A 25,710-nucleotide genomic window follows, 5' to 3' on the forward strand; every position below is an offset into this window, starting at 1 on the left:
CGAGCCCGTGTTCTTTCTGGGCAGCAACCACTGGTTTGTGCCAATCGTACTTTTTACGGATGCATGGAAAGAATTCGGTTACGGGTCCATCATTTATCTGGCGGCCCTGGTGGGCATTAATCCGGCTCTCTATGAAGCTGCTCAGCTTGACGGAGCGAGCAAGCTGAAACAAATGTTGAATATTACCCTTCCCAGCCTGATCCCCACTATCTGTGTCATGCTGACGATCTCCCTGGGCGGCGTGCTCAATGCAGGCTTTGACCAGATCTTCAACATGTACAATCCGCTGGTCTATGAAAGCGGCGATATCATTGATACCTTCGTGTTCCGCATCGGTTTGATTGGCGGGAATTTCAGTTTCGGTACAGCGATCGGATTGTTCAAGTCCGTGGTGGGCCTGATCCTGATTCTAGGCGGATATCGGGTCGCTTACAAAGTTGCAGGATACAAGATTTTCTAAGGAGTGGACATATGCGTACAACAGCCAAATTCAGTACATTTCAACTCATCAACAATACCGTCATGGTCATGCTGGCCGTGATTTGCATCCTGCCGTTTCTACATGTTTTGTCTGTATCCTTAAGTTCCAGTGCAGCCGTATCTGCCAATGAAGTAACCTTTTGGCCGATTGGTTTAAATTTGAACTCCTATAGCAGGGCGCTGGAAGATACCCAATTGCTTCGTTCCCTCTGGATTTCGGTGGAACGAACCTTGTTAAGTGTAACGTTGGGGCTGACGGTGACCAGTATGGCAGCTTATGTACTGTCCAAAGGCGGAGGGATGAAAGGGATTGCGGGCTACAAGTGGTTTGTCGGATTTTTTATTGTAGCCATGCTTTTCAACGGAGGGATGATTCCGACGTATCTGGTGGTGACCAAAATGGGTCTGTATAACACCATATGGGCGCTGATCCTGCCGACGATGATCAATGTATTTAATATCATCCTGATTATGAATTTTTTCAAGGCATTACCGCAGGAGCTGGAAGAAGCAGCATTTATAGATGGTGCCGGGCACTGGAAAGTGTATCTGAGAGTGATGTTGCCCTTGTCGCTGCCAGTCATGGCAACAGTAGGGCTGTTCACGGTGGTAGGAGAATGGAATGAATGGTTGGCGGGTCAAATCTATATGAAGCCGGAAAACGCCCCGCTGAGTACGTTCTTGAAGGCCGCTATATCGATGCCGAATATTGATATCAAGAATGCAGAAGCCGCAGCGAAATTCAATGCATTGTCCCTGAATTCTGCCCAAATCTTCATCGGAGCTTTGCCGATCTTGCTGATCTATCCCTTCCTCCAAAAATTCTTTGCGAAAGGTATAGTGATTGGGGCAGTGAAGGAGTAGGACGACAAGCCTGATAAAATACAGTAACGGGATTGCGCCATGGATTGGGGCTTGCACTTGATGGCCTGAAGCTGGAAGCGTGTGTTATTGAAATTGTGAACGAACTGACCAAGCTCTGATAGGAGGATGAATGAGATGAGTGAGACAAACTTTGACTTGCAACGCTACGCTGTGAAAGCGCGGCAAGCCGTAGCAGAAGGTGTTGTACTGCTTAAAAATGACTGCAATGTTTTGCCGCTTGCACCAGGGAGAAAAGTCGCGCTGTTTGGCCGATCACAGTTTAACTATTACAAAAGCGGTACCGGTTCCGGGGGGATGGTCAATACCAAATACGTTGTTGGCATTGCAGAGGCTTTGGAAAGTAAAGAAGGCTATGAGATCAATCAGGCGGTCAAGCAGTTTTATCTCGATTGGGTGAAAGAGCATCCGTTTGAGAAAGGTGCGGGTTGGGGTAAGGAACCGTGGTTCCAAGAAGAAATGCTGCTTGATGCTGATCTGGTTATGCAAGCGGCTAAGGAGTCAGAAACGGCAATCGTCTTGCTTGGCCGCACAGCCGGGGAAGATCAGGATAACAAGCCGGAAGTCGGTAGCTATTTACTGACAGAAGCCGAGGAAGCTATGTTGGAAATGGTATGCAATGGATTTGAACGGACCGTGGTGCTGCTGAATGTGGGCAACATCATAGATATGAAGTGGGTGGAGAAATATAATCCTTCTGCTGTGATGTATGTCTGGCAAGGTGGACAGGAAGGTGGAAACGGTGTTCTCGATGTATTGACTGGAAGGGTAAGTCCGAGCGGGAGAATGACGGACACCATAGCAAGGGACATTGAGGATTATCCGTCCACGGCTAATCATGGGGGATCAAAACGCAATTTTTACCAGGAAGATATCTATGTTGGATACCGCTACTTTGAGACTTTTGCCAAAGACCGTGTCTTGTATCCATTTGGCTTCGGCCTGTCCTACACCACATTTGAAACACGGACAGAACGGATAGAGCAATTGAACGACAGTGTCCAGATTAATGTTACAGTCACCAATACCGGAAACAGACCGGGGAAACAGGTCATCCAGGTCTACTGTCAAGCTCCGCAAGGCAAGCTGGGTAAGTCAGCCCGCGTACTCGCCGGCTTTGCGAAAACCAAAGAGCTGCTTCCGGGCGGGAAACAATCCGTTGAAATTGAAATTCCCCATAAAGCAATAGCGTCCTATGATGATTCAGGAATCACGGGCTGTAAATCGGCTTGGGTATTGGAGGCTGGAAGCTACATCTTCCATGTGGGGGATCATGTGAGGGAGGCGAAATCTTGCGGCAGCATTGCCATAGACAAGCTTCAGGTACTGGAGCAGTTACAAGAGGCCATGGCACCGGTTGCTGCATTTGAGCGAATGCGCTGTGCCCCTGACGGTAGTCTGATCTATGAACCGGTTCCATTACGGACCATAGAACCGAAGGCGCGCCGCGAGGAAACTTTTCCAGAAGAAATCCCTTATACTGGTGACAAAGGATATAAGCTGACAGATGTGAAATCGAGCATAGTCAGCATGGAGGATTATATTGCTCAACTTTCGGATGAAGATTTATGCTGTATTGTGCGCGGCGAAGGCATGAGCAGTCCAAAGGTTACACCGGGCACAGCCGGTGCATTCGGCGGTGTTACAAAGAGGCTGGAAGCTTTCGGAATCCCAGTTGCCTGCTCAGCAGATGGTCCGAGCGGTATTCGAATGGACTGTGGCAATTTAGCATTTTCCATGCCCAATGGAACCTGCCTGGGCTGTACTTTTAACGAAGAATTGCTGAAAGAACTGTATGTGTACGAAGGTTTGGAACTGCGGAAAAACCATGTAGACACTTTGCTTGGACCGGGAATGAACATCCACCGTAATCCTCTGAATGGCCGGAATTTTGAATATTTTAGTGAGGACCCGTTCCTGACAGGCCGGATGGTGGTTGCCCAACTGCATGGTATGAATCCATATGATGTGACGGGCACCATCAAACATTTTGCGTGCAACAGCCAGGAGGCCCATCGTAACACAGTGGAGGCAGTAGTTTCGGAACGGGCCCTGCGGGAGATTTATCTGCGCGGGTTTGAAATGGCGGTCAAAGAGGGCAATGCGATTTCGGTTATGACCTCGTATAACCCGATCAATGGCTATTGGTCTGCCAGCAACTATGATCTTACAACCACAATTCTGCGGGGAGAGTGGGGCTTCAGAGGGATTGTAATGACCGATTGGTGGGCAATGGGAAATGACGAAGGAGAAGAAGGCAGTGTCCAGAATGTGGCAGCAATGATAAGGGCACAGAATGACTTGTTCATGGTAGTAAGCGACTCCGAGCAGAACGCCAGAGGGGATAACTCCGCAGAAGCTATGCAAAAGGGAACGGTAACACGCGGTGAATATCAGCGCTCAGCAATGAATATTTGTCGCTATTTGATGGGAACAACAGCCTTTAACCGGATGCAGGGATTGGAAACAGAGCTGGACAAGGCATTGACTGCATACCGGAAAGAGGAAGGCGATGTAGTCCTGGAGATGATTTCGGTTCCTGTGGAGAAGGAGGCTATTGTGCCAGGGGAGATATTTGATACCTCAAGAGGACAGAGTACGTATCTTCGAGCTATCTTGCAGGAGCGTGGACTTTATCGAGTGGAGTTGACTTGCCGCGCGGCGGCCGGGAACAGTCAACTTGCCCAAATCCCTGTGAGCATCTTTCATGATAATGACATCCTTCTAACCCTTACGTTGACAGGAGAGGATACGGAATGGAAAACTATATCCTTTGATATCCAGCAGCCAATATTACAAAAAACTGTACATTTCAGGTTGGTCTTTGGTCAAAGCGGAATGGAAGTGAAGGGGTTCAAGATCATTATGACAAGTTCTTTGGAAGAACGTATTCTCCAAGCAATGGCAGCCCCAGGCAGTCAGCTTCAGTAAATGGTGTAACCTAGCCAAAAAGGCTCCCGGTAATTGTTGAAAATTACCAGGGAGCCTTTTCGCGTGTAATTGATCAATAAGTATAAGCTTAACGATTCCGGTAGTCCTGCGGCGTCGTGCCAAAATGTTCTTTGAAAATTTTAATGAAATGGGGGGTGGCCTGAAAGCCCAGCTGATCGCTGATTTCAGCTATTTTTAAGTCGGTATTTCGCAGGAGATGTATGGCTCTTTCCATTCGAAATTGAAAAATATAATCACCAATCGTTTCATTCATAACCGTCTTGTAAATTTTGGAGAGATAAACAGGATGCAGCCCCACATGGTCGGCAATGATTTGCAGTGAAATCCCCTCGGACAAATGTTCATGAATAAACGTCCGGACTTTAGCGGCAATCTGCTGTTGCGCATTCTCCATTTGAGTCGACGTCTTAGCTTTTAGTGCTGCTATAATTTTACTGGCCCAGTCATAGATTCGTTGTCTTGAAAGATGTCCCTTCTTGCGGAGCAACAAATCGAATTCTGGTCCCATCTGATCATATAGACTGGACCCATTGGGTTGGCAACACATCGTGAATGAGGATGAGAGATATAGCAGCACCGTAAATTGTTCGTCTGCATTGCCGCCGACAACGAGCAATTCATCGATCTTGGCAATCGCCTCGTCCCAGTTGCCTGAGTCCAGCAGCGTTGAAAGTGCAGGCGGAGCATATAATTTTTTGATGATGGAGCTCTGAGGCTGCTCACTTTTTTCATTAATGGTCAGGAAGAAGCTTTTATTATTTCCGATATTCCGGTTAATGGCGTTGATTGCAGCCAGATATAAGTTTTGCAGGTCGCCAGGAAACTTGGCGATATTGCTTAGGCAGATTGAGAGTGAGCCTTTCAGGAATTTTTGGACATGATTCTGCAGCTTTACTGCGAACGAATCCACCAAATGCAAAGCGTCTTGCTGGTTGCCTTTGATGAGAAAAACTAAATATCCCTGCTCGGTGACACAATGCCATAAACTGAACAGTTTTTGGAACACTTCATCAGCAATGTTTGTTACGGCATATTCAAGGAGCGATAAGGATTGAAGGTCGTACCCTGAGAAGTCCTCCTCCATGCGAACAACCATCATCATGTAGGGGTCATCGAACCGGAAGGGAACGCCTACCAGAGCAAGTCTCTCTTCCAAAACCTCATGGCGGATGATCTTGTTCTTGAGCAGGTCGTTAAGCAGCTGTGACCGCAGTAGCGGGAGATTAGCCTCCAGCGTTTGCTTAATGCGCTGGAAGGATATCACTTCCTTCCACTCCTCTTCCACCTGCTGAATCGCTTTCTTAACAGAGTTAATTAACTCTGTATAATCGATTGGCTTCAGCAAGTAATCCAGTGTCTGATAAGCCATGGCTTTCCTGGCATATTCAAACTCGTCATGGCCCGAAAGAATGATACAGCGGATTTTGTGTGAATAATGCTGCATCACTTCGATCAATTCCAATCCGGACATTTCAGGCATCTGAATGTCTGTAATCATAATGTCTATCGAATGTTTGGCCGCAATGAGCAGTGCTTCTTGCGCCGAGTATGCACAATAAACCTCTTCTATTCCATAATCCTTCCATTGCACAGTCATTGCCAGACTATCTACGACAGAGGTTTCGTCGTCAACGATAAGTAGTTGGTACATAATTTGATTCCTCCGGTTGGTTGCTGATCTCCCATTTCTGCTTGAGGTAACCCTATTATATGAATCTGTTGGCCGGCTGGCAATGTCTATAGATTGGAATTCAGCCGCATATTAGAAATGAGATATACATGTTTGGATTCCTTTATATCAACGCCTAAATACAGGAACCTATAATTAAGCTGTGAGGAAAGTGTAGATTTGTCAGCATATGACTAAAATCTGATATCAAGAAAGGATCCAAATCATCTATGCAAACATCAATTAAACCGGGGCAAATCTGGCTGGATACGGAAGGCAAACGAATTCAAGCTCACGCAGGTTCCATCTTCTACGAGAATGATACTTTCTATTGGTACGGTGAGAACAAGGGGAAGACAACTCCGGGCAGCGGAATCTGGCACTGGGGAGTCCGTTGTTATTCGTCCAAGGATCTTTACAATTGGCAAGATGAGGGGGTGATTATTCCCCCTGTGGAAAATGATCCTGCTTCTTCGCTTCATCCAACCAGTTATATGGACCGTCCACACATTATTTTCAACAAGAATACCGGGAAGTATATTTGCTTCCTGAAAATAATGGAAAAGGATAGCACCCAAACCCTGACCATAATGTCCGCAGATCGATTGCTGGGGCCCTATACTATGATTACAACCAAGTACCGCCCGTTAAATATGAGCGCCGGTGATTTCGACCTGGCGGTTGCACGGGACGGGAAAGCGTATTATTACTTCGAAAGGGTTCACAGTGAATTGATTTGTGCAGATTTGACCGCAGATTATACGGGTGTAACGGGATATTATTCAACTCATTTCCCAAATCTTTATCCGCCTTACGTCCGCGAAGCACCGGCATATTTTACAAGAAAAAACCTGCATTATTTGGTGACCTCTGGTACGACAAGTTACAATCCGAATCCATCAGAAGTTGCATGTTCACGGACCTTCCACGGCCCATTTGAAATTCTGGGTAATCCGCATGTGAATGATCCTACGAATACCTCCTTCTGTTCCCAGGTATCTTCGATATTCAAGCATCCGAAGAAAAAAGATCTTTATATTGCTTTGGCTGACCGTTGGATTACCGATGAAGAAGGAATGATTCCTTATAACATTCTTTCGGACGCTTACGACCGATACTTCAATCCAGACCGCCAGAATGAACCTGTTACGTTCACCGGTTCCACTTTTAATGTGAATGAGAATACTCATAAAGCGGATTATGTATGGCTACCCTTCCGGTTCGACGGGAAGATGGCCTATCTGGACTGGAAAGACGAGTGGCGCATCGAAGACTATGATTAATCCTGGAGCGAAGGAGGAACATGTATGAAACGTGATATCCGAAGAATGATGGCACTTTTATCGGAAGCAAATGTAAAAGAACAGGAACTGCCTTTCTCCGTTGAAAAACGGGACATTGAAGTTCCTTTCATTTCAAAAGAAGGCACCGTATGCCAGCGTTATATCCGTATCTATTTACCGGAAACGGCCCCGAAACCGAAACCGCTGGTGTTCATCGCGCATTACGAAATGCCCGAGAATGACGCAACATTGAACCTCTATCTTATGAATGGCTGGGCGGTGTCGACACCGATTGATTTCCAGCCGCAATATAATGGGGGTCTGATTGATGACGACATGATATTCAACAGCGCTGCATTATCAGCCGTCAGGAAGCAGCCTGGCATCGACCGGACGCGTATCGTAGTCAGCGGCGGAAGCGCCGGCGGCTATATGACGCAGATGTTGTCTGTTCTGCATCTTGGAATCTGCTGCTCCATTTCCTTCAGTGGTATTACAAATATATTGTTTAACATGAAGTATCTTCAGTCAGCAAACAATCATAACAAGGATGTTCTGGAAACGCTAACTGTAGAGGAACGAAAAGACTTCATTCGCTGCCTGGAAGTGATTCCCGTGCCTATAGTCGGTGCCATTTTCGGACAGTTTGCTCCAATTCTGGCAAAGATCGAGGAGAATCCCAATAGTGAGATTTGGAACGCTATGTCTCCATCCTGCATGGCAGGATGTTTTACCAGTCCGGTATTATTTTCCCATTTTACCTCCGACTTATTGGTACCCATTGATCAACTGACAAAACGATTTACATATGCTGATCTGGACGAGTCCCTTCCAGAGGGATTCCGTATCCGTATGTCGGAGTTTCCGCTTCAAGAAAAGGTGCAGCGATCAATGGCTGAGATGCTTCCTGCAGATGATTTATTTGAGCATCTCTGTCCGGCACCGCAAACATCAGGTGAAAATTTCAAGCTCTCCTTCGATAGCACCAAACGTTTCAACATCGTTGTATTCGATGAAGGCAATGCCGAAGCAGAAGGGGGACATTTCAAAAAAATGGATCTCGGGCCCATTGACGCCACCGATTATATACATGCACAGCTTCAGAGGTCGTCCAGGGAAACAAACTGGCTGACCGTCGGGAAGTTGGCGCTCATGGCTGAGCGGTATGCGGGGAAAGGATTCCTGATTCCCGGGAAGGCTGGCATCGATGATACCGTCTTTGGATCGGTTGCTATGAACCGTCAGGAGGTTCTTGAGGAGCTGTCAGAGTTTGGCGAACACCATCGTGAGGAATTAGTCGATACATTCTGTGCAGCAATGGCTGCAAAACCGGAACTTGCGGATGTACTGGATGAGATCCAAGGCCGGCTATTAATCTAATAAGGAGCGCTGTCATATGGTTGAAAATGACGAAGAGTTAAGAGAATATTTTCCCGAGCAATTCCCGGTATTAGAGGGGGAGCCGGAAGCCGGACAATGGTACAGGCTCCCGGTTCCCGGAGCAATAAGTGCAGATGGCTTGCCTTACTGGGGGTTCCTGCGGAAAGGAACAGAGCCGGGCCTTATCGTTTATTTCTCCGGTGGAGGTGTATCGCTTAATGCATATATGGCGGCACGTCCCAATAAGTTAAATGAGACATCGGAGACATTTTATTTTGACGGCAAAGCGTTGCCGTACATCGATGCATTCGCAAAGCGCGGCATCTTTGACCCTTCCCAAGATAATCCGTTCCGAAATTGGAGCTGTATCTTGGTAAGCTATACGACAGGTGACTTCCATGTGGGGAATGGCGACTACCCTTATACAGCAATAGACGGTTCGCCTGCTGTGCTGCATCATCATGGCTATCGGAACTATCGGGGGCTTATGGAGCAAGCGATTAAATTTATATCTGTACCAACGAAACTGCTGATCACCGGCGGCAGTGCAGGCGCTTTCGGTGCTTCAGCTTTAGCTGTGGATGTCATGGATTATTTCCCGGAGTGCCGGGATGTGACCTGCTGCCCAGATAGCTCTTTAATGCTCTATAACGATTGGCAGGCAGTTGCTCAGCATGTCTGGCAGGCAAATGAACGGATATGGAAACCGCTGCACAGTCCAAATATTTGCCTTGACTGGCTGCGCGACCTCTATACTGAGAAGGGTGACAGTGTACGGTATCTTTATATATGCTCCATTAGGGATAGTGCATTGGCCACGTATCAACATTTTATTGATCACGGTACTATGGAGCTTACGAGGGAACAGAGTCTGCAATTCGAAAAGGATCTTAGGGATATGACCGATGTGATGAAGGCCGAAATCCCCGGCATTGGAATATTCCTGCTGGATACCCCCGAAACGGGGCTTGATTCGGAGCTCCTAGGTACACAGCATACCTTCCTTCACACCCCCGAGTTTTTCCAGCCTGTCAGTAATGGCGTCAGTCTTCGGGAATGGCTGTGGAATGCCGTCAATGGAACCATTTCTAGTATAGGGCTGCAACGTTGAAAAGGCCCAAAACTTTAAAGGAGCGAAACCTAATGTTTGATAATGTAGAAGAGTATAAAAAATATCTCCAAGAGCATCAGTTACCTGTGTTAGAGGGAGTGCCGGATAAAGGACAGTGGTATAGAGTTCCTGTTCCTGGAGCCATTTGTGCAGGAGGCTCGCCTTACTGGGGCTACCTGCGTAAAGGAACAGAGCCGGGGCTTATCGTCTTCTTTTTGGGGGGAGGCGTATCATTGAATGCTTATACGGCCGCACGGCCAACTCGGTTAGGTGCGCAAGAAGAGAATTTTTATGTTGACGATAAGGCATTGCAATTTAACGATTTGGCATTTAATCGCGGAATCTTTGATGACACACCGGATAATCCTTTTAGGAACTGGAGTTTCATCTTCGTCAGCTACGCTACAGGAGATTTTCATGTGGGAAATGGCGATTATCATTATACAGCAAGAGACGGCTCTCCTGCGGTGCTGCACCATCATGGGTACTCCAACTACAGCGGGCTTATGGAGCAAGCGACGAAACATCTATCTACACCGACAAAACTGTTGATTACGGGAACAAGTGGCGGCGCATTCGGTGCTGCAGCCTTAACTTCGGATGTCATGAGTTATTTTCCGGAGTGCCGTGATGTAACCTGCTGCCCTGATAGCGCTTTGTTACTTAATGACCAGTGGAAGACAATAGCACAGAACATCTGGCAGGCGAGCGAACGGATATGGGAGCCGCTCCAGGGTCCAAATATCTGCCTTGACTGGCTGCGTACCCTCTATGCCGAGAAGGGGAATGACGTTCGATATCTTTATATCAACTCCATTAGAGATACTGCATTTGCCATGTATCAACACTATATTGATCACGGCACCTTAGAAGTGAAGCGGGAACAGTGTCTGCAATTCGAGAAGGATCTCAAGGAGATGGTCGATGCCTTGAAGTCCGAAATTCCCGGCATCGGCATCTTCCTATTCGATAACCCGATTGGGGAGATGTACTCGGAATCTATGGGTACAACGCATACCCTAATTCACGACCCCGAATTTTATCGTCCGGTCAAACATGGCACCAGCCTTCGGGATTGGCTGTGGAGTGCCGTGAATGGAAATGTGTACGATGCAGGTCTGGACCTACTTGAAGGCTAGATGTGAATAATTTCTATTGAAATGAATAAAATAGAACCTTTATGGCTGACGTTGACGATAGACGACGTCAGCTTTTTGTTGTTCATTCAAAGTCTCAATTAAGTTTAAAATGAGATATTGCCATTGTTAATGAAGAGATTCAATTTAGTATCCAGGATTACGCAGGTGTGGATATTGGCAAGCTAATATCAGGGGAGGAAGATTCAGATCAGTTGACACGTTACAGTTAGCACTTTTCGAATTGTGGTTTGGATTGAGATATCGAATGTTGCTTATCCGTTATTTCATGGCCGGGAATATGTTTCTATAATGAAAGCGTAATCAAAAAATATTTGGGGGTTTGAATGAATATGAAATCAAAATGGCTAGCTACCGTTCTTTCTGTTGGGTTACTCACTACTGCGCTAATCGGTTGCAGCAATGCCAATAACAACGGCGGGGCCGAAAAGCGTGAGGGAAGTCCGGAAGCAACGAAGAAGCTGAATATCGTGAATGGCAAGATCGAACCGGCAGCGTCATTTACCACCGTTAAGGGAGAAAATCCGGGCTATAAATATAGAGAAGGGGAATCCGTTACGGACAATGTATTCACCCGCTGGGCCGAGGACAAATTTGGCGTACAGATTAAAACTTTATGGACAGGCGGCGGTACGGATGGTTCGTATGATACGAAATTGAAACTCATGCTCTCTGCGAACGACGAATTGCCAGATATCGTAATGTCGGGCAGTCCCGCTAACACCAATCTTCTCATCGATTCGGGCAAGTTCATGGAAGTGGAAGAAGTGTTCGAGAAATATGCCTCTCCAACTTGGAAAAGTGCGTTAGCCGATATAAAAGATCCCTGGTTATCGGTCACTCGAGACGGCAAAAAGATGGCGATTCCAGGAACTTCTACAGATTATGGGCAATCAAACAACGTTTTATGGATCCGTCAGGACTGGCTGGACAAGCTCAAGTTGAAAGCACCTACTACAATAGAAGAGCTGGAAACGGTCATGGATGCCTTCGTCAATCAGGATCCAGACGGTAATGGGCAGAAGGATACGTTTGCCCTGGATTTTGCCATGAAGGATAAGATGACTGGCAACCTCCTTGGAGACGGAGCCTGGATCTTTGGACTTTACGGGGCCATGCCGGAAAGATGGTATCCAGGAGAAGACGGCAAGCTTCAAAATGGTTCGATTCTACCGGGGGTCAAGCAGGGCTTAATGAAGATGAAAGAGTGGAAGGATAAAGGGTATTTTGCGAGCGATATTGCGTTACATGACCCCAATACAATTGTCACCGCGGTCACATCTAATAAGGTTGGGATTGTCGCAGCGCCTTCTTTCTTCATCCAATATCCGGGTTCCATGCTGCTCGCGACCAACCCTACGGCGATGTTCAAACCCTATCCGTTGCCTCATGGGGTCAATGGCCCAGCTTTGCACACCTATTTTACGATATCCGGCGGGACCGTGATCAATAAAGATATTTCGGATGAAGCGCTTCAAGCCTACTTTCATTATATGAACTCGATGTATGCTGTCTACGAATCCGATAATCCGCTTGAATATTTCAAAGGATTTCAGGAGGGCTACCAATATGTTGTCAAAGATGGAAAGATTGTAACCGATGAGAAAGAGATTCCCGGTGGAAAGATTAATTCGAACGATTACATTTTTGGAAGCATGCCGGATGTTTCCTCAAAGATGAAGGAAATAACATTAAAAGTGGCAAAGAAAGAAGAACTCACAGAGAAAGATCGTGCCTTTATGCAAGCTCTTGGGATTGCAGACGACACCAATCCATTACAAAGAATCGTGTACGATGCGATGCTTATTTCCATGGATGAAGAATCCTCGCGCGTAAGGGAGCATTACATGGGTCCGGTAACGTCAACCATGTCGTCCAGAAATGAGCTGCTGCAAAAAATGCAAATGGAGACATTCTCGAAGATCATCTATGGACAGTCTCCGGTGGATGCGTTTGATCAATTTGTAGAGAAATGGAAGTCTTCGGGCGGTGATACCATTACAAAAGAAGTCAATGAATGGTACGATTCCGTCAAATAACCTATTATTGATCAGCGGTCTTGATGTGGATTCACGCATCAAGACCGCTCTTTTTTTTGGACGCCGGCCTCCATAATTATAATATTTAGAATGCGTTATTGGTATTTGCATTGCTTTATATCAAGCCGAAATGCCCATCACTATAATAAAAATAGATTACAAGAATCAGGTGGGAGGATTTAGACAATGGGCATGAATACTGCTGTACCTGCTGTACCGGCAAAAAAAAAGAAATTCACTAGACAAAAAGGTAGCTGGGGATTATACCTTATGCTCCTGCCCGCTGTGGTACTGACCGCGATCTTTGTCTATATACCCATGAGCGGCCTGTTAATGGCCTTTCAGGATTATAAGCCCTCTCTGGGGATTTCCAAATCTCCCTGGGTCGGGTTAGACCAATTCAAGTTTTTATTTGAATATCCCGACAGCATGCAGGTCATTTGGAACACGCTGAAAATTTCGTTTCTCAAATTAGCCATTGGCATGTTCAGTACCCTTACGTTTGCGCTGCTGATCAATGAGGTGAAAAATAAATTTCTGCGCACCTCGGTTCAAACCTTTGTGTTTCTGCCTCACTTCATTTCCTGGGTGGTGCTCGGGGGTATCTTCATTCAGCTGTTGAATCCGGAATATGGCTTAGTGAACCAACTGCTGAAAGCCTTGGGTCACGAGCCCGTGTTCTTTCTGGGCAGCAACCACTGGTTTGTGCCAATCGTACTTTTTACGGATGCATGGAAAGAATTCGGTTACGGGTCCATCATTTATCTGGCGGCCCTGGTTGGCATTAATCCGGCTCTCTATGAAGCTGCTCAGCTTGACGGAGCGAGCAAGCTGAAACAAATGTTGAATATTACCCTTCCCAGCCTGATCCCCACTATCTGTGTCATGCTGACGATCTCCCTGGGCGGTGTGCTCAATGCAGGCTTTGACCAAATCTTCAACATGTACAATCCGCTGGTCTATGAAAGCGGCGATATCATCGATACCTTCGTGTTCCGTATCGGTTTGATTGGCGGGAATTTCAGTTTCGGTACAGCGATCGGATTGTTCAAGTCCGTGGTGGGCCTGATCCTGATTCTAGGCGGATATCGGGTCGCTTACAAAGTTGCAGGATACAAGATTTTCTAAGGAGTGGACCTATGCGTACAACAGCCAAATTCAGTACATTTCAACTCATCAACAATATCATCATGGTCATGCTGGCCGTGATCTGCATCCTGCCGTTTCTTCATGTTTTGTCTGTATCCTTAAGTTCCAGTGCAGCCGTATCTGCCAATAAAGTAACCTTTTGGCCGATTGGGTTGAATTTGAACTCCTATAGCAGGGCGCTGGAAGATACCCAATTGCTTCGTTCCCTCTGGATTTCGGTGGAACGGACCTTGTTAAGTGTAACGTTGGGGCTGACGGTGACCAGTATGGCAGCTTATGTACTGTCCAAAGGCGGAGGGATGAAAGGGATTGCGGGCTACAAGTGGTTTGTCGGATTTTTTATTGTAGCCATGCTTTTCAACGGAGGGATGATTCCGACGTATCTGGTGGTGACCAAAATGGGTCTGTATAACACCATATGGGCGCTGATCCTGCCGACGATGATCAATGTATTTAATATCATCCTGATTATGAATTTTTTCAAGGCATTACCGCAGGAGCTGGAAGAAGCAGCATTTATAGATGGTGCCGGGCACTGGAAAGTGTATCTGAGAGTGATGTTACCCTTGTCGCTGCCAGTCATGGCAACAGTAGGGCTGTTCACGGTGGTAGGAGAATGGAATGAATGGTTGGCGGGTCAAATCTATATGAAGCCGGAAAACGCCCCGCTGAGTACGTTCTTGAAGGCCGCTATATCGATGCCAAATATTGATATCAAGAATGCAGAAGCCGCAGCGAAATTCAATGCATTGTCCCTGAATTCTGCCCAAATCTTCATCGGAGCTTTGCCGATCTTGCTGATCTATCCCTTCCTCCAAAAATTCTTTGCGAAAGGTATAGTGATTGGGGCAGTGAAGGAGTAGGACAAGCCTGATCAGGAATGGGAGGTCAAGATTCATATGAAGAAAAAAATGAAAGCAGCATTATCTATTCTTGCTCTAATGGATGCTACGGAAACGGACGTGTGGTCTTTATTTATAAAGGATCTGAAAAGATCAATATACATGTAACTCAGTGGCGTGAAAACAACGGCTGATGAAAGGACGGAGATTAATTTGCTTCATATATATGACCTAAGGACTGAATATCTTTGTAATCCATTGGGACTTGACGAGCCGCGGCCGCGGTTCTCGTGGAAACTGAAAAGTGACAATATTGGAGTGATACAGTCCAATTACCAGCTTATTGCTTATTCTAACGGAGAGGTAATTTGGAATAGCGGAATGGTTACTAGCAGTGAAAGTCAGTTCATCCGCTATGATGGAGCAGAATTGGTAAGCAGACAACAAGTGGTCTGGAAGGTATCGGTGACAACAGTCGATGAAACCGGTATCCAAGAAACTGCTCATAGTGAATTTGCACGATTGGAGATGGGATTGCTTCATCCGGCGGACTGGCAGGCGAAATGGATTGAACCTGAGTTGGAGATCGATATCGACGCGCGAAAGCCAGCCCCCTATTTAAGACGAACATTTAAAGTGAAGCCTGGACTTAAGCAGGCGCGTATTTACCAGACAGCGCATGGGCTTTATGAATTCTGGATTAATGGGTATACCGGCACAGAGGATAAATTTAAACCTGGGCTGACAAGCTATTATGCCAGAATTCAGATTCAGGCGTACGACATCACTAAGCTGCTGAAGGAAGGTTCAAATGCCTGGGCGGTCATGCTTGGCGATGGCTGGTGGCGGGGAATGACCGGCGGAACCGTTAAGAATAACTTTGGCTATAAGCTGCACTATTTTGGACAGATCGAATTAACCTATGAAAACGGTGAAAGGGAAGTAATAGGTACAGATGAGCGCTTTAAATACGCTACGGGGGGCATGCTGGCTTCCGATATGCTCATGGGCGACATTTTTGACGCTAGAAAGGAATTTGTGGATTGGAAATTGGCCGTGTTCGATGACATCTCATGGATGAACGTGCACTGTACAACCGAGCATGCAGATGTCCGATTAATTGCCAGCAGCAGTGTCCCGGTCAGAGAAAAAGAGCAGTTCACTGCACAGCCGTTCCGGGATGCAGCGGGACAGCTGGTACTTGATTTTGGCCAAAATATTGCCGGATATGTAAAAATGAAGCTGAAAAACTGCAAAGCGGGCCAGAAAATAAGATTAGTCCATGGGGAAGATCTCAAGGACGGGTGTTTTTCGCTCGACAACATTAAGCATGGCGTCCTGCAGTCCTCTGAATTCCAGGAAGTGATTTATTATTGTTCCGGAAATGCTGAAGAGGAATACTGTCCGTTATTTTCTATTTTCGGTTTCCGGTATGTTCTTGTGGAAGGCTACAATGAAGACATCAACGAAGGAGACTTTACGGCAATCGCCGTTTATTCCGATATGGAAGAGACAGGCAGCTTTATTTGCTCCAACCTGCTAATTAACAAGCTCGTACTGAATAGCTTCTGGAGTCAGAAAGGGAATTTCATGGATGTCCCGGTGGATTGCCCGACCCGTGAGCGGAATGCCTGGACTGGTGATGCCCAGATTTATGTACGGACCGCTGCTGATTTTATGAACGTATATTCTTTCTTTGAAAAGTGGCTTAAAGATCTATCGCTTGAGCAATATGCGAGTGGAAAAGTCGGCATCACCTTCCCTTCTACCAGTAGTGTTCACAATCCGGTAGAACTGGAACGTAACATCAAGGATAATCCTTTATGGGCGCTTGCTGGCCCTAGCGGAAATGGCAGCATTGGAGAAGACAGTGCAGGCTGGGGGGATGCAGCAGTATGGATTCCTTACATGATTTATCTATGTTATGGTGACAAACAAATTCTTGTCAATCAATATGAAACAGCCAGAAAATGGGTCGATTATATGCTTGCCTGTGCAAAACAGCATAATCCGCTGTATGCGCAGGAATCGCAGTATCTAAATTATGAAGAAGGAGAATTAGATGCTGATTATATTTTTGACACAAAGATGCACTTCGGAGAATGGCTGGAGCCTATCACGAAAGAAGATACCGGGGAATCTGTAGCAGAAGCAATCATGCGGATGAGAACACATGGCAATCCACGCGTAGCAACTGCTTATATGTGCCGTTCCGCCGAAAATGTGGCGCATATGGCGCAGATCTTGGGCAATCAAGAGGACTGTACGAAATACAAGAAGATCGCGGACAAAATCCGTAAAGTTTATGATAGGTACTTGATCGGAGATGACGGGGTTATCGAACCAGGCCATCAGGCGGCTTATGTTCGGGTACTTGCTATGGATCTCTGTTCAGAAGAAAAGCGCGAGAGTGTTGTAGAGCAGCTCCTAAAGGAAATAGAAAATAATAACTATCGTCTGAATACCGGCTTTCTATCCACGCCTTTTTTACTTCATGTACTGGTGGATTACGGATACTCAGAGATTGCTTTCCGGATTTTAGAGCAAACTGAGAATCCAAGCTGGCTGCATGCAGTCCTGCTCGGCAGCACGACCATTCTTGAAAACTGGGACGGGATGGATCAGCATCATGGTTCTTATAATCATTATAGCTATGGTGCTGTCTGCGACTTTTTATTCAGTAGGGTGGCAGGAATTACTCCATTGTTCGAGGCGCCTGGGTATCGGGAGTTTGAGCTTCGACCAATTATTGGCGGCACGCTAACACACGCCGAAGCCAGTTATGAATGCCTTTATGGAACCATTCGTTCCAGGTGGAAAAAAACGAAAAATGGTTTGATCTATGAATGCAGTGTGCCTGTAAATACAAGAGCTAGGGTGTATTTGCCGGACGGACAATGCATTTCCGTAGGAAGCGGCGACTACCGTTTTTCATTAGGTGCTTAATATATTTCACATCTTTCGGAGGAACCCAATTGAAGAAAAATTATGAAAATGAAATTCAAACCTTACTGACGAAGATGACTATTGAAGAGAAGGTAGGTCAACTGCAACAGTGCGGGCCTTCTTTGGTAGGAGCATTTGACGTAAGCTTTGAAGAATTGGTTAACATGGTATACGACGGGAGAATCAGTAAAGCCGACTTCCAAAATATGATGAGTACTGCGAAACAGGACTTTCATGAGGAAGACTTGAAAGCAGGGAGAATCGGTTCTTACAATGGACTAAACGATGCGAAAACGGCGAATGATTTGCAGAAAATAGCGGTAACGGAAACCCGTTTGGGAATCCCTCTTTTATTTGGATACGATGTCATTCATGGTTACCGCACTGTTACGCCTATCCCGCTGGCGGAAAGCTGTGCATGGGAGCCAGAGCTTTGGGAAAGAACAGCAAGAATTGCGGCCGAAGAAGCAACTGCGGGTGGCGTTCATATGACTTTTGCTCCAATGGTGGATGTATCCAGAGATGCCAGATGGGGCCGAGTGAGTGAAGGTGCAGGAGAAGATGTTTTGCTGTCTTCCAAGTATGGTGCTGCTAAGGTTAAGGGATTCCAGGGGGATGATTTGACCAAGGAAGATGCCATGGCGGCTTGTATTAAACATTTTGCCGGTTACGGAGCGGCAGAAGCCGGGAAAGATTACAACCGTGTAGATATGTCAATCCAGCGATTATTTGAAGAGTATCTGCCACCGTTCGAAGCCTGTGTCAGAGCCGGGGCAAGAGCGGTTATGCCTGCTTTTAATGATATTAACGGAATCCCGTGCACAGTGAATTCATGGCTGCTTACAGATGTACTTCGTAAACAATGGGGATTTGATGGTATGACTATCAGCGATGCGAATGCCATCGCTGAATGTGTAACCCATGGAATTGCCGTGGATACTGCAGATGCTGCCAAGCAAGCGATCGAAGCCGGGCTTGATATGGATATGACCTCGAATGCGTACAGCGATTCGCTAGTCGAACTGATTAGTAACGGTGCTGTGGATGAACAAATTCTGGACAGAGCTGTTGCTGACGTATTGCGGGTTAAGTTTGAATTGGGATTATTTGAACATCCGTACCGCACTACCGAAGAACGCGAGAAAGTTGCAATGTTGAAGCCAGCTTACCGTGCCCTGGCAAGAGAAGCGGCCGAGAAATCCATCGTTCTGCTGAAAAATGAAGGAAATTTGCTGCCTTTAAAAACTGGAGTACGGCTGGGAATTGCCGGTGAACTGGCCAATAACCGAGGAGAAATGACAGGAGCCTGGGCGATCAAAGCTGACGGAGAAGACTGTGTAAGTCTTGTCGATGCTTGCAAGGCTCAAGGCATTGACTATATTTACATGTCTGAAGGTGCAACCTTTCCGGAAGATTGCGATGTTTATGTGGCCGCGATCGGGGAAGTGAAGAATCAGAGCGGAGAGGCAGCCAGCCGTGCTGCTATTGAACTGCCCGAAGAACAAATAGATTTAGTAAAGAAATTAGTGAAAACCGGAAAACCGGTTATTGCGCTTCTTTTTAACGGAAGACCCTTAGCGATTCCGTGGGTAGCGGAGAATGTGTCTGCAATTATTGAGGCATGGCATCCGGGAGTAGAAGCAGGTCATGCACTTCTCAATATACTTTTCGGGAAAGTAAACCCATCTGCTAAATTAACCACTACCTTCCCATATGCCAGCGGGCAATGTCCAGTTTACTATGCACATATAAATACGGGCCGACCAGGTGGAAAAAGCAAATTCACTTCAAAATATCTAGACACACCGCTAGAGCCACTTTATCCCTTCGGGTATGGCTTAAGTTATACGACATTCGCATATTCTGATCTGCAGGTGAGTAAAGAAGAGGAAGGGATCAGGGTGTCCGTTAAGGTAAGGAATACCGGAGATCGCGAAGGGAATGAAATTACCCAGTGTTATATCCGCGATATCGTAGCGAAGCGGGTCCGACCGGTAAAGCAGCTAGTTGATTTTGAGAAGGTTCCATTACAGGCAGGAGAGGAAAGCGAAGTCGTCTTTAAAGTGCCCTATCAGGCAATGGGCTACTATGACATGAGTATGAATTATGTTATTGAAGAAGGAGAATTTGAAGTTTTTGTGGGAGGGAATTCAGTAGATTGTCTGTCAAGTAAGTTCTGGCTATAAAGCGGTGAATTGCAGCGGTATTAGTCCTCCCTGGCGGAGGCTACAATATTTGATCCGATACAGAAGCGGAACTCGTGACCTTGTCTCAACTTTTCCTGAGGACTATGTAAGAGCTGTAAAATACACCTTTTTTAAAGGAAGGTACCGTTTCTACTTGATTAATAAAACAAGCCAAAAATCTGACGCCGACACATTGAGCGGCGTCAGATTTTTGTTTAGACAGTTTAAAGCTAAACGGGATCATTGATTTTAAAACCCGGAAGCTACTGGCAGAGTAACTCAATGCTGACCGGCTCGAAACCCTCACTTTCGGCAATCACCTCAATGTTGCCAGCCTGTTGTCCGGAACGTACAACCGCCAGCATACGGCCGTCAAAGTTCCATCTTGGTAACAGCAGAGAAACTTGGATTAAAGCCGGTTATCTTCTCCATAGCTCTCCCAATCATAACCGTCGCCTCTTCACGAGTAATTGCTGCATGTACTTCATCAATACAGATGCAGGCAGAGTAGCGGATTCGGCCAAAGATGCTGTAGTATTCTGCTTAAATAATGGTATTGTCAATGGGCGAAGTCCTTCGTTGCTGGCTGCAGATACGGTTATAACCAGAGCCGAGGTAGCGACTATTATCCAGAGGGTACTTGAGAATTCAGGGCTTATATAACCCCTTAAAGTTGTAAAAGAAATGAGACGAAGCTGGATTCTCCGCTTCGTCTCATTTGTATGCTTCAACTAGAGAAACCATCTTGAATGTGTTTTGTGTTGGCGACTAAATGATTTATACCTTGGGTTTTTTACTTTTTGGCGGGAGCATATAGGTTTTGTTTTTTTAATCTTGTTATTAGTGTTGTTATCGACAAGATCATGATTACGAATAGAGCCGCCAGATAATAGGGGAATAAATTCATGCCAAGCCTTTGCGCTAGCAAACCAAACAGTGGTGGCATTATTGTAATCCCCACATAGGAGGCAGCCATCTGGGCCCCCATCATCGATTGTGAGATGTCTTTTCCGAAATTTGCTGGGGTCAGATGGGTGAGGTTGGGGAAAATAGGCGCGATTCCAAAACCGACCATGAAGAGGGCTAAAGCAGAGAATTCTGATTGAATGGGTAGCATAAGTGTTATTAGCGCGGCGGCTAGGATGCTTTGTCCAATATGGATCAATTTCCAGCTCGATAGCTTATCTGCTAGTAGACCAGAGAGCAGTCTTCCTGCTGTCATCCCTATATAATACAAGGTGAGGTATTTGGCTGCACTTTCTACGGACAAGCCTTTGGTATGTACCAGGAAAGTGCTTCCCCAGATGCCTGCGGTTGTCTCGATTGCACAGGAACTGATAAAGGTCATCCATGCCGCTCTGGCTGAAGGTAGCCTAAACAGATAGGCAAGACTGACTGTTTTGGATACATTCCCCCTGTCTTCTTGAAGGCTCCGGTTAGCTTTCTTCCATACAGGCAAGGTTAGCAAGACGATGAGTGCGATAACACCCTGAATCAGAGAAACCGTGTAATAACCTTCCCGCCAGTTGTTCTGTTCAGAAAGCGAAAGTGACATCAGATAAGGACTGATGGAAACCCCGACACCATAAAAGCAATGCAGAAGATTCATATGGCTGGCTTTATAATGGAGCGCCACGTAGTTGTTGAGCCCCGAATCTACAGCTCCAGCACCCAGTCCGAGCGGAAGGGCAAACAGGCACAACCAAAGTAGACTCGATGAATAAGCGAAGCCCAGCAGTGCAGCAGCAGTCATAATGACGCTGATTGCAGTGACCTTGCCGGTACCGTACTTGTTAATCACCTTAGCGCTAATCAAACTCGAAATGATTGTACATCCAGAAATGGCGAATGTGACGTATCCTGCTGCCGAAACCGGTAATTCGAACTCTTGGTTAATGGCTGGCCAAGCTGTGCCAAAAAGTGAATCTGGGATCCCCAAGCTGATAAATGCAATGAAGATAATCAATAATAGAAGTCTTGCCATAGTACCCTCCTGCGATGTTGTCGAAAACGGGAGTCCAGGGAAATCTCTGAACACGAGTTCAAATATATCACAGAGAAATAGTGTTTTTCTTGCATAATTAATTCATAATGTAGTACTATATCGCCAAAAAAGGGGGGAGAGTTGTGGTAGTCACGGACGAACAAATGAAGGAGATGGCAACACACGGCTCCCGGCAATTTCCGATTGAATATTATGTAGACGATACCGCACAGTTTTCAAATCACAGCATTAACCGCCACTGGCATGATGAAGTGGAATTTGCTTTCATCCAGGAAGGGCATGCGGACTATTGGATAGGCGAAAAGTCTGTGCCGCTCAGCGAAGGAGATGGGATTTTCATAAATACGAGGATTATTCACGGTTATAAAGCTAGTAAGAGAGCGATTGTGCCTAACATCGTGTTTTCACCGGAGTTAGTGTCGGGTGGTAATCAGACGGTTTACCAAAAATTTGTACACCCCCTTCTGTACTCCTCCATTTCATGCTTATATTTGAGCAGCCGTATTCATTGGCAAGAAGAGATCATACGAAATTTGCAGACTGTCTTCCATCTATTGAATTCAGGGGAAGAAACAAAAGAGATTGACGTTCAAATTGGTATCGCGTCCTTATGGCGCAGTTTGTACTTACATCGACACTCCTGCATGGAATTGCCACAAACACCTAGTTTTCTGAACACTCAGGCACGGCTGCGAATGATGCTGGAGTACATTTATGAGAACTATAGGGAGAAACTCTGCCTTATGGATATTGCCTCTGCTGCAAAGGTAAGTAAAAGCGAGGCGTTGCGCTGCTTTAAGGAAGGGACGGATACTTCTCCTGTGGACTATCTCATTCAGTTCAGGTTGAATAAGGCTAGAGGATTACTGCTGACCACGGGAAATACCGTTTCGGAAGTTGCCGAAATGACCGGATTTGAAACCGTGGGGTATTTTGACCGAATGTTTAAAAAAGCCTTTGGTGTCACTCCAAAACATCTGCGAATGCGTTAAGCGGCAGAACATGAAATTCTCTATACGCACTCAGGCCCTTGCACATGAAGAACGTATGGCAGAGGTGACCCTTGCGGATATCAACCTGCAGGATTCGTTCTGGACGCTCCATTACTTTGTTGATAAGCAGGCTGTTAACGTAGGAGGATTGACTCTGTATGGTTCCTTATTCGGCAATCATGATCAAGATATTGTAAGCCAGGTCCACCTTAGTGACGATTATTAGTTCGGTAATTGTTCAATGAAAAATGAGTTTTAGATTGTTGTATTAAAAGAAACAGCGGCGTACCAAGACTTCTATAATAAAGTCTTAGACTGCCGCTGGTGTCATTAAACTAACTTTACCTTCAAATATTTAAACCTTTCATGCTGATATCATCGTATCTACCGCCTTGAACAGCAGACTGAGGGCTAACAGCTTCAATACGCGCTAAGTCATCTGGAGTTAGCACAATGTCCGAAGCTCCTGCATTTTCCTCTAGAAAACTAACTCGTCTCGTTCCAGGGATTGGAAGTGCTCCTTTTGCTAATGACCATGCCAATGCCAGTTGCGATGGTGTACTGCCTTTTTCTTTGGCGATCTTTGTAATCTCATCAACGATATCCACGTTCTTTTGGAAATTCTCTTTTTGGAATCGTGGTAAATATCTACGGACATCGTCCTCTGCAAGATCCTCAAATTTGCGTAGTTCTCCGGATATAAATCCACGACTTAAAGGACTATAAGCAACAAATGTGATTCCCAATTCGTTGACAACAGGTAGAATTTCGGCCTCTACATCTCTACTCCAAAGGGAATATTCGGTTTGTAGCGCAGATATAGGATGTACAGCATGAGCACGTCTTATAGTTTGTGCTGATGCTTCGGATAGGCCAAGATAGCGCACTTTACCTTCCTTAACGAGGTCTGCCATCGCTCCAACTGTTTCTTCGATAGGTACGTTAGGATCAACACGATGTTGATAATAAAGATCAATATAGTCGATATCTAATCGGAGCAGGCTATCTTCTACCGCTTTTTTAACATAGTCCGGATGACCGTTAACTCCTTGGAAGTTCGGTCCATGTGCGAATTTGGTAGCAACAATCGCTTGCTCTCGCCGACCTTTTAATGCTCGTCCGAGTAATTCTTCGTTATGCCCATTTCCATAAACATCTGCAGTATCTAAGAGATTAACACCGAGGTCTATTGCTCTCTGAATTGTTTGTATCGACTGTTCGTCATTACTTTGACCATATAAACCAGACATTCCCATAAGTCCTAAACCAATCGACGATACTGTAATTTCACTGTTGCCTAATTTGCGTGTTTTCATTTTGGTCACTCCTCTGTTATTGGAATCGTGATTATCATATCACCAACGAACAAAGTTTACAAGTTTAATAATAAGTGTAAAGATAGTATTCTTTATAAAACATGAAACTTCAGTTATACTATGAAAAAAAGGGGGGGGACCATTTTGAAGGATGAGCAAAAAAATATTGAGAAGTTTCGTGAAAGCCAGAACAAATTACTTTTTAGATTGTTACCGTGCATAAATAAAAGTGGATTTCATTCTTTACGAATGGATGAAATTGCGAAAATAATGAATATAAGTAGAGTGACTTTGTATAAATATTTCTCTACAAAAGAAGAAATTATCCAAATCGTCACAAATTCTTTTATTGAATTTTTCAAGGAAATGATAATACTCGATCCGCCAAATGAAGAAAGTTTGTATGCTGCCCGTTTTCAACAGCTATTTGAGCAATCCGTTTCACTTTCTACATTTATTACTGAGGAATACAAGAGAGATCTTTCCAGCGAGTATCCCCAGATATATGAACAATTGTTTATTGTCATACAAGAGCGCGAAAAACAATTGCTCAACTTTTACAATGAAGGAATTAGAAATGGAATTTTCAATGAATTAAATGGGCAAGTTTTGATTTTGCAAGATCAATTACTGGCCACCATGTTAGATACTAGATATCTACTAATGAATCATTTGACGGTTGAACAGGTACTTTATGATTTTTACAAATTGAAAAAGATACAGTTGTTTAAGCCTGAGAAGCTCTTTTTGGTGGATGACAATCTTATTGTGCCCAAAATTGATTATTTAACATTAAAGGTATCAAAAGCTTTATATTCAACTTAAAGCAAAAGACATCCACAATTATGGATGTCTTTTGCTTTTGCTACATTCTTTTTAGCTATCTAATTCTCACACTATTGCTTGTCAGGCTTCAATCGATCGTTTTTCCAAACTTCAATCCAAAGCTCTCCATCATCTCTAGAATGGGGAGGAACTCACGCCCTTTTGGTGTTAGTGAATACTCCACTCTAGGAGGTACCTCTGGAAAAACGTTACGGTATATCAGACCATCCTTTTCTAATTCACGTAATTGCTTGGTTAGAGACCCTTGTGAAATATCATTTAACAATGCTTTGATTTCACCAAAACGGTGTTCCTTTGTTTTTAAAAACCAAAGAATAAGAAATTTCCAGCGCCCAGAAAGCACATGCTGTGTATACGCCATACCAAAAATTACAGGATATTCTTCTATAAATTCTTTTTGAAAGCCATCTTTGCATATTCTAGTCACATCATTTATCCCTCTCTTGTACATAGTACATTAAATGATACTAACTCC

General features: G+C 45.3%; 19 protein-coding genes. 15 read left to right on the plus strand and 4 right to left on the minus strand.

Annotation, left to right across the window (positions count from 1 at the left end; translation table 11 throughout):
- The 3 genes from AC6B99_RS30750 to AC6B99_RS30760 form a co-directional block, all read left to right on the plus strand.
- On the plus strand, nucleotides 1-460 hold a 460-nt coding region (locus tag AC6B99_RS30750), incomplete at its 5' end, for an ABC transporter permease subunit (protein WP_496664942.1).
- Nucleotides 461-471: 11 nt separating this feature from the next.
- The gene (locus tag AC6B99_RS30755) at nucleotides 472-1,344 is read left to right on the plus strand and encodes a carbohydrate ABC transporter permease (protein WP_496664943.1); all 873 of its coding nucleotides are present in this window, start codon (nucleotides 472-474) and stop codon (nucleotides 1,342-1,344) included.
- A 135-nt stretch (nucleotides 1,345-1,479) separates the two neighbouring features.
- The gene (locus AC6B99_RS30760) at nucleotides 1,480-4,293 is read left to right on the plus strand and encodes a glycoside hydrolase family 3 protein (RefSeq protein WP_496664944.1); all 2,814 of its coding nucleotides are present in this window, start codon (nucleotides 1,480-1,482) and stop codon (nucleotides 4,291-4,293) included.
- An 88-nt stretch (nucleotides 4,294-4,381) separates the two neighbouring features.
- Here the strand turns inward: AC6B99_RS30760 and AC6B99_RS30765 are convergent, their stop codons facing one another.
- The gene (locus AC6B99_RS30765) at nucleotides 4,382-5,965 is read right to left on the minus strand and encodes a response regulator (protein WP_496664945.1); all 1,584 of its coding nucleotides are present in this window, start codon (nucleotides 5,963-5,965) and stop codon (nucleotides 4,382-4,384) included.
- Nucleotides 5,966-6,213: 248 nt separating this feature from the next.
- On the opposite strand from AC6B99_RS30765, the gene AC6B99_RS30770 reads away from it, so the two are divergent.
- From AC6B99_RS30770 to AC6B99_RS30810, 9 genes are all read left to right on the plus strand, one after another.
- Nucleotides 6,214-7,266, plus strand: a complete 1,053-nt coding sequence (locus tag AC6B99_RS30770) for a family 43 glycosylhydrolase (RefSeq protein WP_056037767.1) — start codon at nucleotides 6,214-6,216, stop codon at nucleotides 7,264-7,266.
- A 24-nt stretch (nucleotides 7,267-7,290) separates the two neighbouring features.
- Nucleotides 7,291-8,646 (plus strand): alpha/beta hydrolase family protein, encoded by a 1,356-nt coding sequence (locus AC6B99_RS30775; RefSeq protein ID WP_056037764.1) that lies wholly within the window; start codon nucleotides 7,291-7,293, stop codon nucleotides 8,644-8,646.
- Nucleotides 8,647-8,662: 16 nt separating this feature from the next.
- Nucleotides 8,663-9,757: a pectin acetylesterase-family hydrolase gene (locus tag AC6B99_RS30780; protein WP_496664946.1), complete on the plus strand. Its 1,095-nt coding sequence runs from the start codon at nucleotides 8,663-8,665 to the stop codon at nucleotides 9,755-9,757.
- Between the two features lie 32 nt (nucleotides 9,758-9,789).
- Nucleotides 9,790-10,896 carry a pectin acetylesterase-family hydrolase gene (locus tag AC6B99_RS30785; RefSeq protein WP_496664947.1) on the plus strand — a complete coding sequence of 369 codons (1,107 nt, stop codon included), beginning with the start codon at nucleotides 9,790-9,792 and terminating at the stop codon, nucleotides 10,894-10,896.
- Nucleotides 10,897-11,240: 344 nt separating this feature from the next.
- The gene (locus AC6B99_RS30790) at nucleotides 11,241-12,953 is read left to right on the plus strand and encodes a type 2 periplasmic-binding domain-containing protein (protein WP_496664948.1); all 1,713 of its coding nucleotides are present in this window, start codon (nucleotides 11,241-11,243) and stop codon (nucleotides 12,951-12,953) included.
- 186 nt (nucleotides 12,954-13,139) lie between these two features.
- Nucleotides 13,140-14,081, plus strand: a complete 942-nt coding sequence (locus tag AC6B99_RS30795; protein WP_496664949.1) for an ABC transporter permease — start codon at nucleotides 13,140-13,142, stop codon at nucleotides 14,079-14,081.
- 11 nt (nucleotides 14,082-14,092) lie between these two features.
- Nucleotides 14,093-14,965, plus strand: coding sequence for a carbohydrate ABC transporter permease (locus tag AC6B99_RS30800; RefSeq protein ID WP_496664950.1), 873 nt, complete (start codon nucleotides 14,093-14,095; stop codon nucleotides 14,963-14,965).
- Between the two features lie 156 nt (nucleotides 14,966-15,121).
- The gene (locus AC6B99_RS30805; protein ID WP_442952540.1) at nucleotides 15,122-17,890 is read left to right on the plus strand and encodes a family 78 glycoside hydrolase catalytic domain; all 2,769 of its coding nucleotides are present in this window, start codon (nucleotides 15,122-15,124) and stop codon (nucleotides 17,888-17,890) included.
- 29 nt (nucleotides 17,891-17,919) lie between these two features.
- A complete protein-coding gene (locus AC6B99_RS30810) occupies nucleotides 17,920-20,076 on the plus strand; it encodes a glycoside hydrolase family 3 N-terminal domain-containing protein (RefSeq protein WP_200931643.1) in 2,157 nt (718 codons plus the stop codon).
- A gap of 793 nt (nucleotides 20,077-20,869) precedes the next feature.
- On the opposite strand, the gene AC6B99_RS30815 is transcribed toward AC6B99_RS30810, so the two are convergent.
- Entirely contained in the window at nucleotides 20,870-22,060 is a 1,191-nt protein-coding gene (locus AC6B99_RS30815) for an MFS transporter (RefSeq protein WP_496664951.1), read from the minus strand.
- Between the two features lie 143 nt (nucleotides 22,061-22,203).
- Here AC6B99_RS30815 and AC6B99_RS30820 point away from each other — a divergent pair, with 143 nt between their 5' ends.
- Complete coding sequence (locus tag AC6B99_RS30820) at nucleotides 22,204-23,073, plus strand: AraC family transcriptional regulator (RefSeq protein WP_496664952.1); 870 nt, start codon at nucleotides 22,204-22,206, stop codon at nucleotides 23,071-23,073.
- Nucleotides 23,074-23,128: 55 nt separating this feature from the next.
- The gene (locus tag AC6B99_RS30825; protein ID WP_155973286.1) at nucleotides 23,129-23,299 is read left to right on the plus strand and encodes a hypothetical protein; all 171 of its coding nucleotides are present in this window, start codon (nucleotides 23,129-23,131) and stop codon (nucleotides 23,297-23,299) included.
- A 121-nt stretch (nucleotides 23,300-23,420) separates the two neighbouring features.
- Here the strand turns inward: AC6B99_RS30825 and AC6B99_RS30830 are convergent, their stop codons facing one another.
- On the minus strand, nucleotides 23,421-24,389 hold the full coding sequence (locus tag AC6B99_RS30830) for an aldo/keto reductase (protein WP_496664953.1): 969 nt from the start codon (nucleotides 24,387-24,389) through the stop codon (nucleotides 23,421-23,423).
- Nucleotides 24,390-24,533: 144 nt separating this feature from the next.
- Here AC6B99_RS30830 and AC6B99_RS30835 point away from each other — a divergent pair, with 144 nt between their 5' ends.
- The gene (locus AC6B99_RS30835; RefSeq protein ID WP_063892599.1) at nucleotides 24,534-25,214 is read left to right on the plus strand and encodes a TetR/AcrR family transcriptional regulator; all 681 of its coding nucleotides are present in this window, start codon (nucleotides 24,534-24,536) and stop codon (nucleotides 25,212-25,214) included.
- A gap of 88 nt (nucleotides 25,215-25,302) precedes the next feature.
- Here AC6B99_RS30835 and AC6B99_RS30840 read toward each other — a convergent pair whose 3' ends face one another.
- Nucleotides 25,303-25,662 carry a winged helix-turn-helix transcriptional regulator gene (locus AC6B99_RS30840; protein ID WP_327204927.1) on the minus strand — a complete coding sequence of 120 codons (360 nt, stop codon included), beginning with the start codon at nucleotides 25,660-25,662 and terminating at the stop codon, nucleotides 25,303-25,305.
- Nucleotides 25,663-25,710: the final 48 nt, after the last annotated feature.

This window comes from Paenibacillus liaoningensis, assembly GCF_059609455.1.

What these genes read in the sequence shown, in the direction of transcription:
- AC6B99_RS30755 (WP_496664943.1), top strand. Translation starts at nt 472, where the DNA reads ATGCGTACAACAGCCAAATTCAGTACATTTCAACTCATCAACAATACC.
- AC6B99_RS30760 (WP_496664944.1), top strand. Translation starts at nt 1,480, where the DNA reads ATGAGTGAGACAAACTTTGACTTGCAACGCTACGCTGTGAAAGCGCGG.
- AC6B99_RS30765 (WP_496664945.1), bottom strand. Translation starts at nt 5,965, where the DNA reads ATGTACCAACTACTTATCGTTGACGACGAAACCTCTGTCGTAGATAGT.
- AC6B99_RS30770 (WP_056037767.1), top strand. Translation starts at nt 6,214, where the DNA reads ATGCAAACATCAATTAAACCGGGGCAAATCTGGCTGGATACGGAAGGC.
- AC6B99_RS30775 (WP_056037764.1), top strand. Translation starts at nt 7,291, where the DNA reads ATGAAACGTGATATCCGAAGAATGATGGCACTTTTATCGGAAGCAAAT.
- AC6B99_RS30780 (WP_496664946.1), top strand. Translation starts at nt 8,663, where the DNA reads ATGGTTGAAAATGACGAAGAGTTAAGAGAATATTTTCCCGAGCAATTC.
- AC6B99_RS30785 (WP_496664947.1), top strand. Translation starts at nt 9,790, where the DNA reads ATGTTTGATAATGTAGAAGAGTATAAAAAATATCTCCAAGAGCATCAG.
- AC6B99_RS30790 (WP_496664948.1), top strand. Translation starts at nt 11,241, where the DNA reads ATGAATATGAAATCAAAATGGCTAGCTACCGTTCTTTCTGTTGGGTTA.
- AC6B99_RS30795 (WP_496664949.1), top strand. Translation starts at nt 13,140, where the DNA reads ATGGGCATGAATACTGCTGTACCTGCTGTACCGGCAAAAAAAAAGAAA.
- AC6B99_RS30800 (WP_496664950.1), top strand. Translation starts at nt 14,093, where the DNA reads ATGCGTACAACAGCCAAATTCAGTACATTTCAACTCATCAACAATATC.
- AC6B99_RS30815 (WP_496664951.1), bottom strand. Translation starts at nt 22,060, where the DNA reads ATGGCAAGACTTCTATTATTGATTATCTTCATTGCATTTATCAGCTTG.
- AC6B99_RS30825 (WP_155973286.1), top strand. Translation starts at nt 23,129, where the DNA reads ATGGCAGAGGTGACCCTTGCGGATATCAACCTGCAGGATTCGTTCTGG.
- AC6B99_RS30830 (WP_496664953.1), bottom strand. Translation starts at nt 24,389, where the DNA reads ATGAAAACACGCAAATTAGGCAACAGTGAAATTACAGTATCGTCGATT.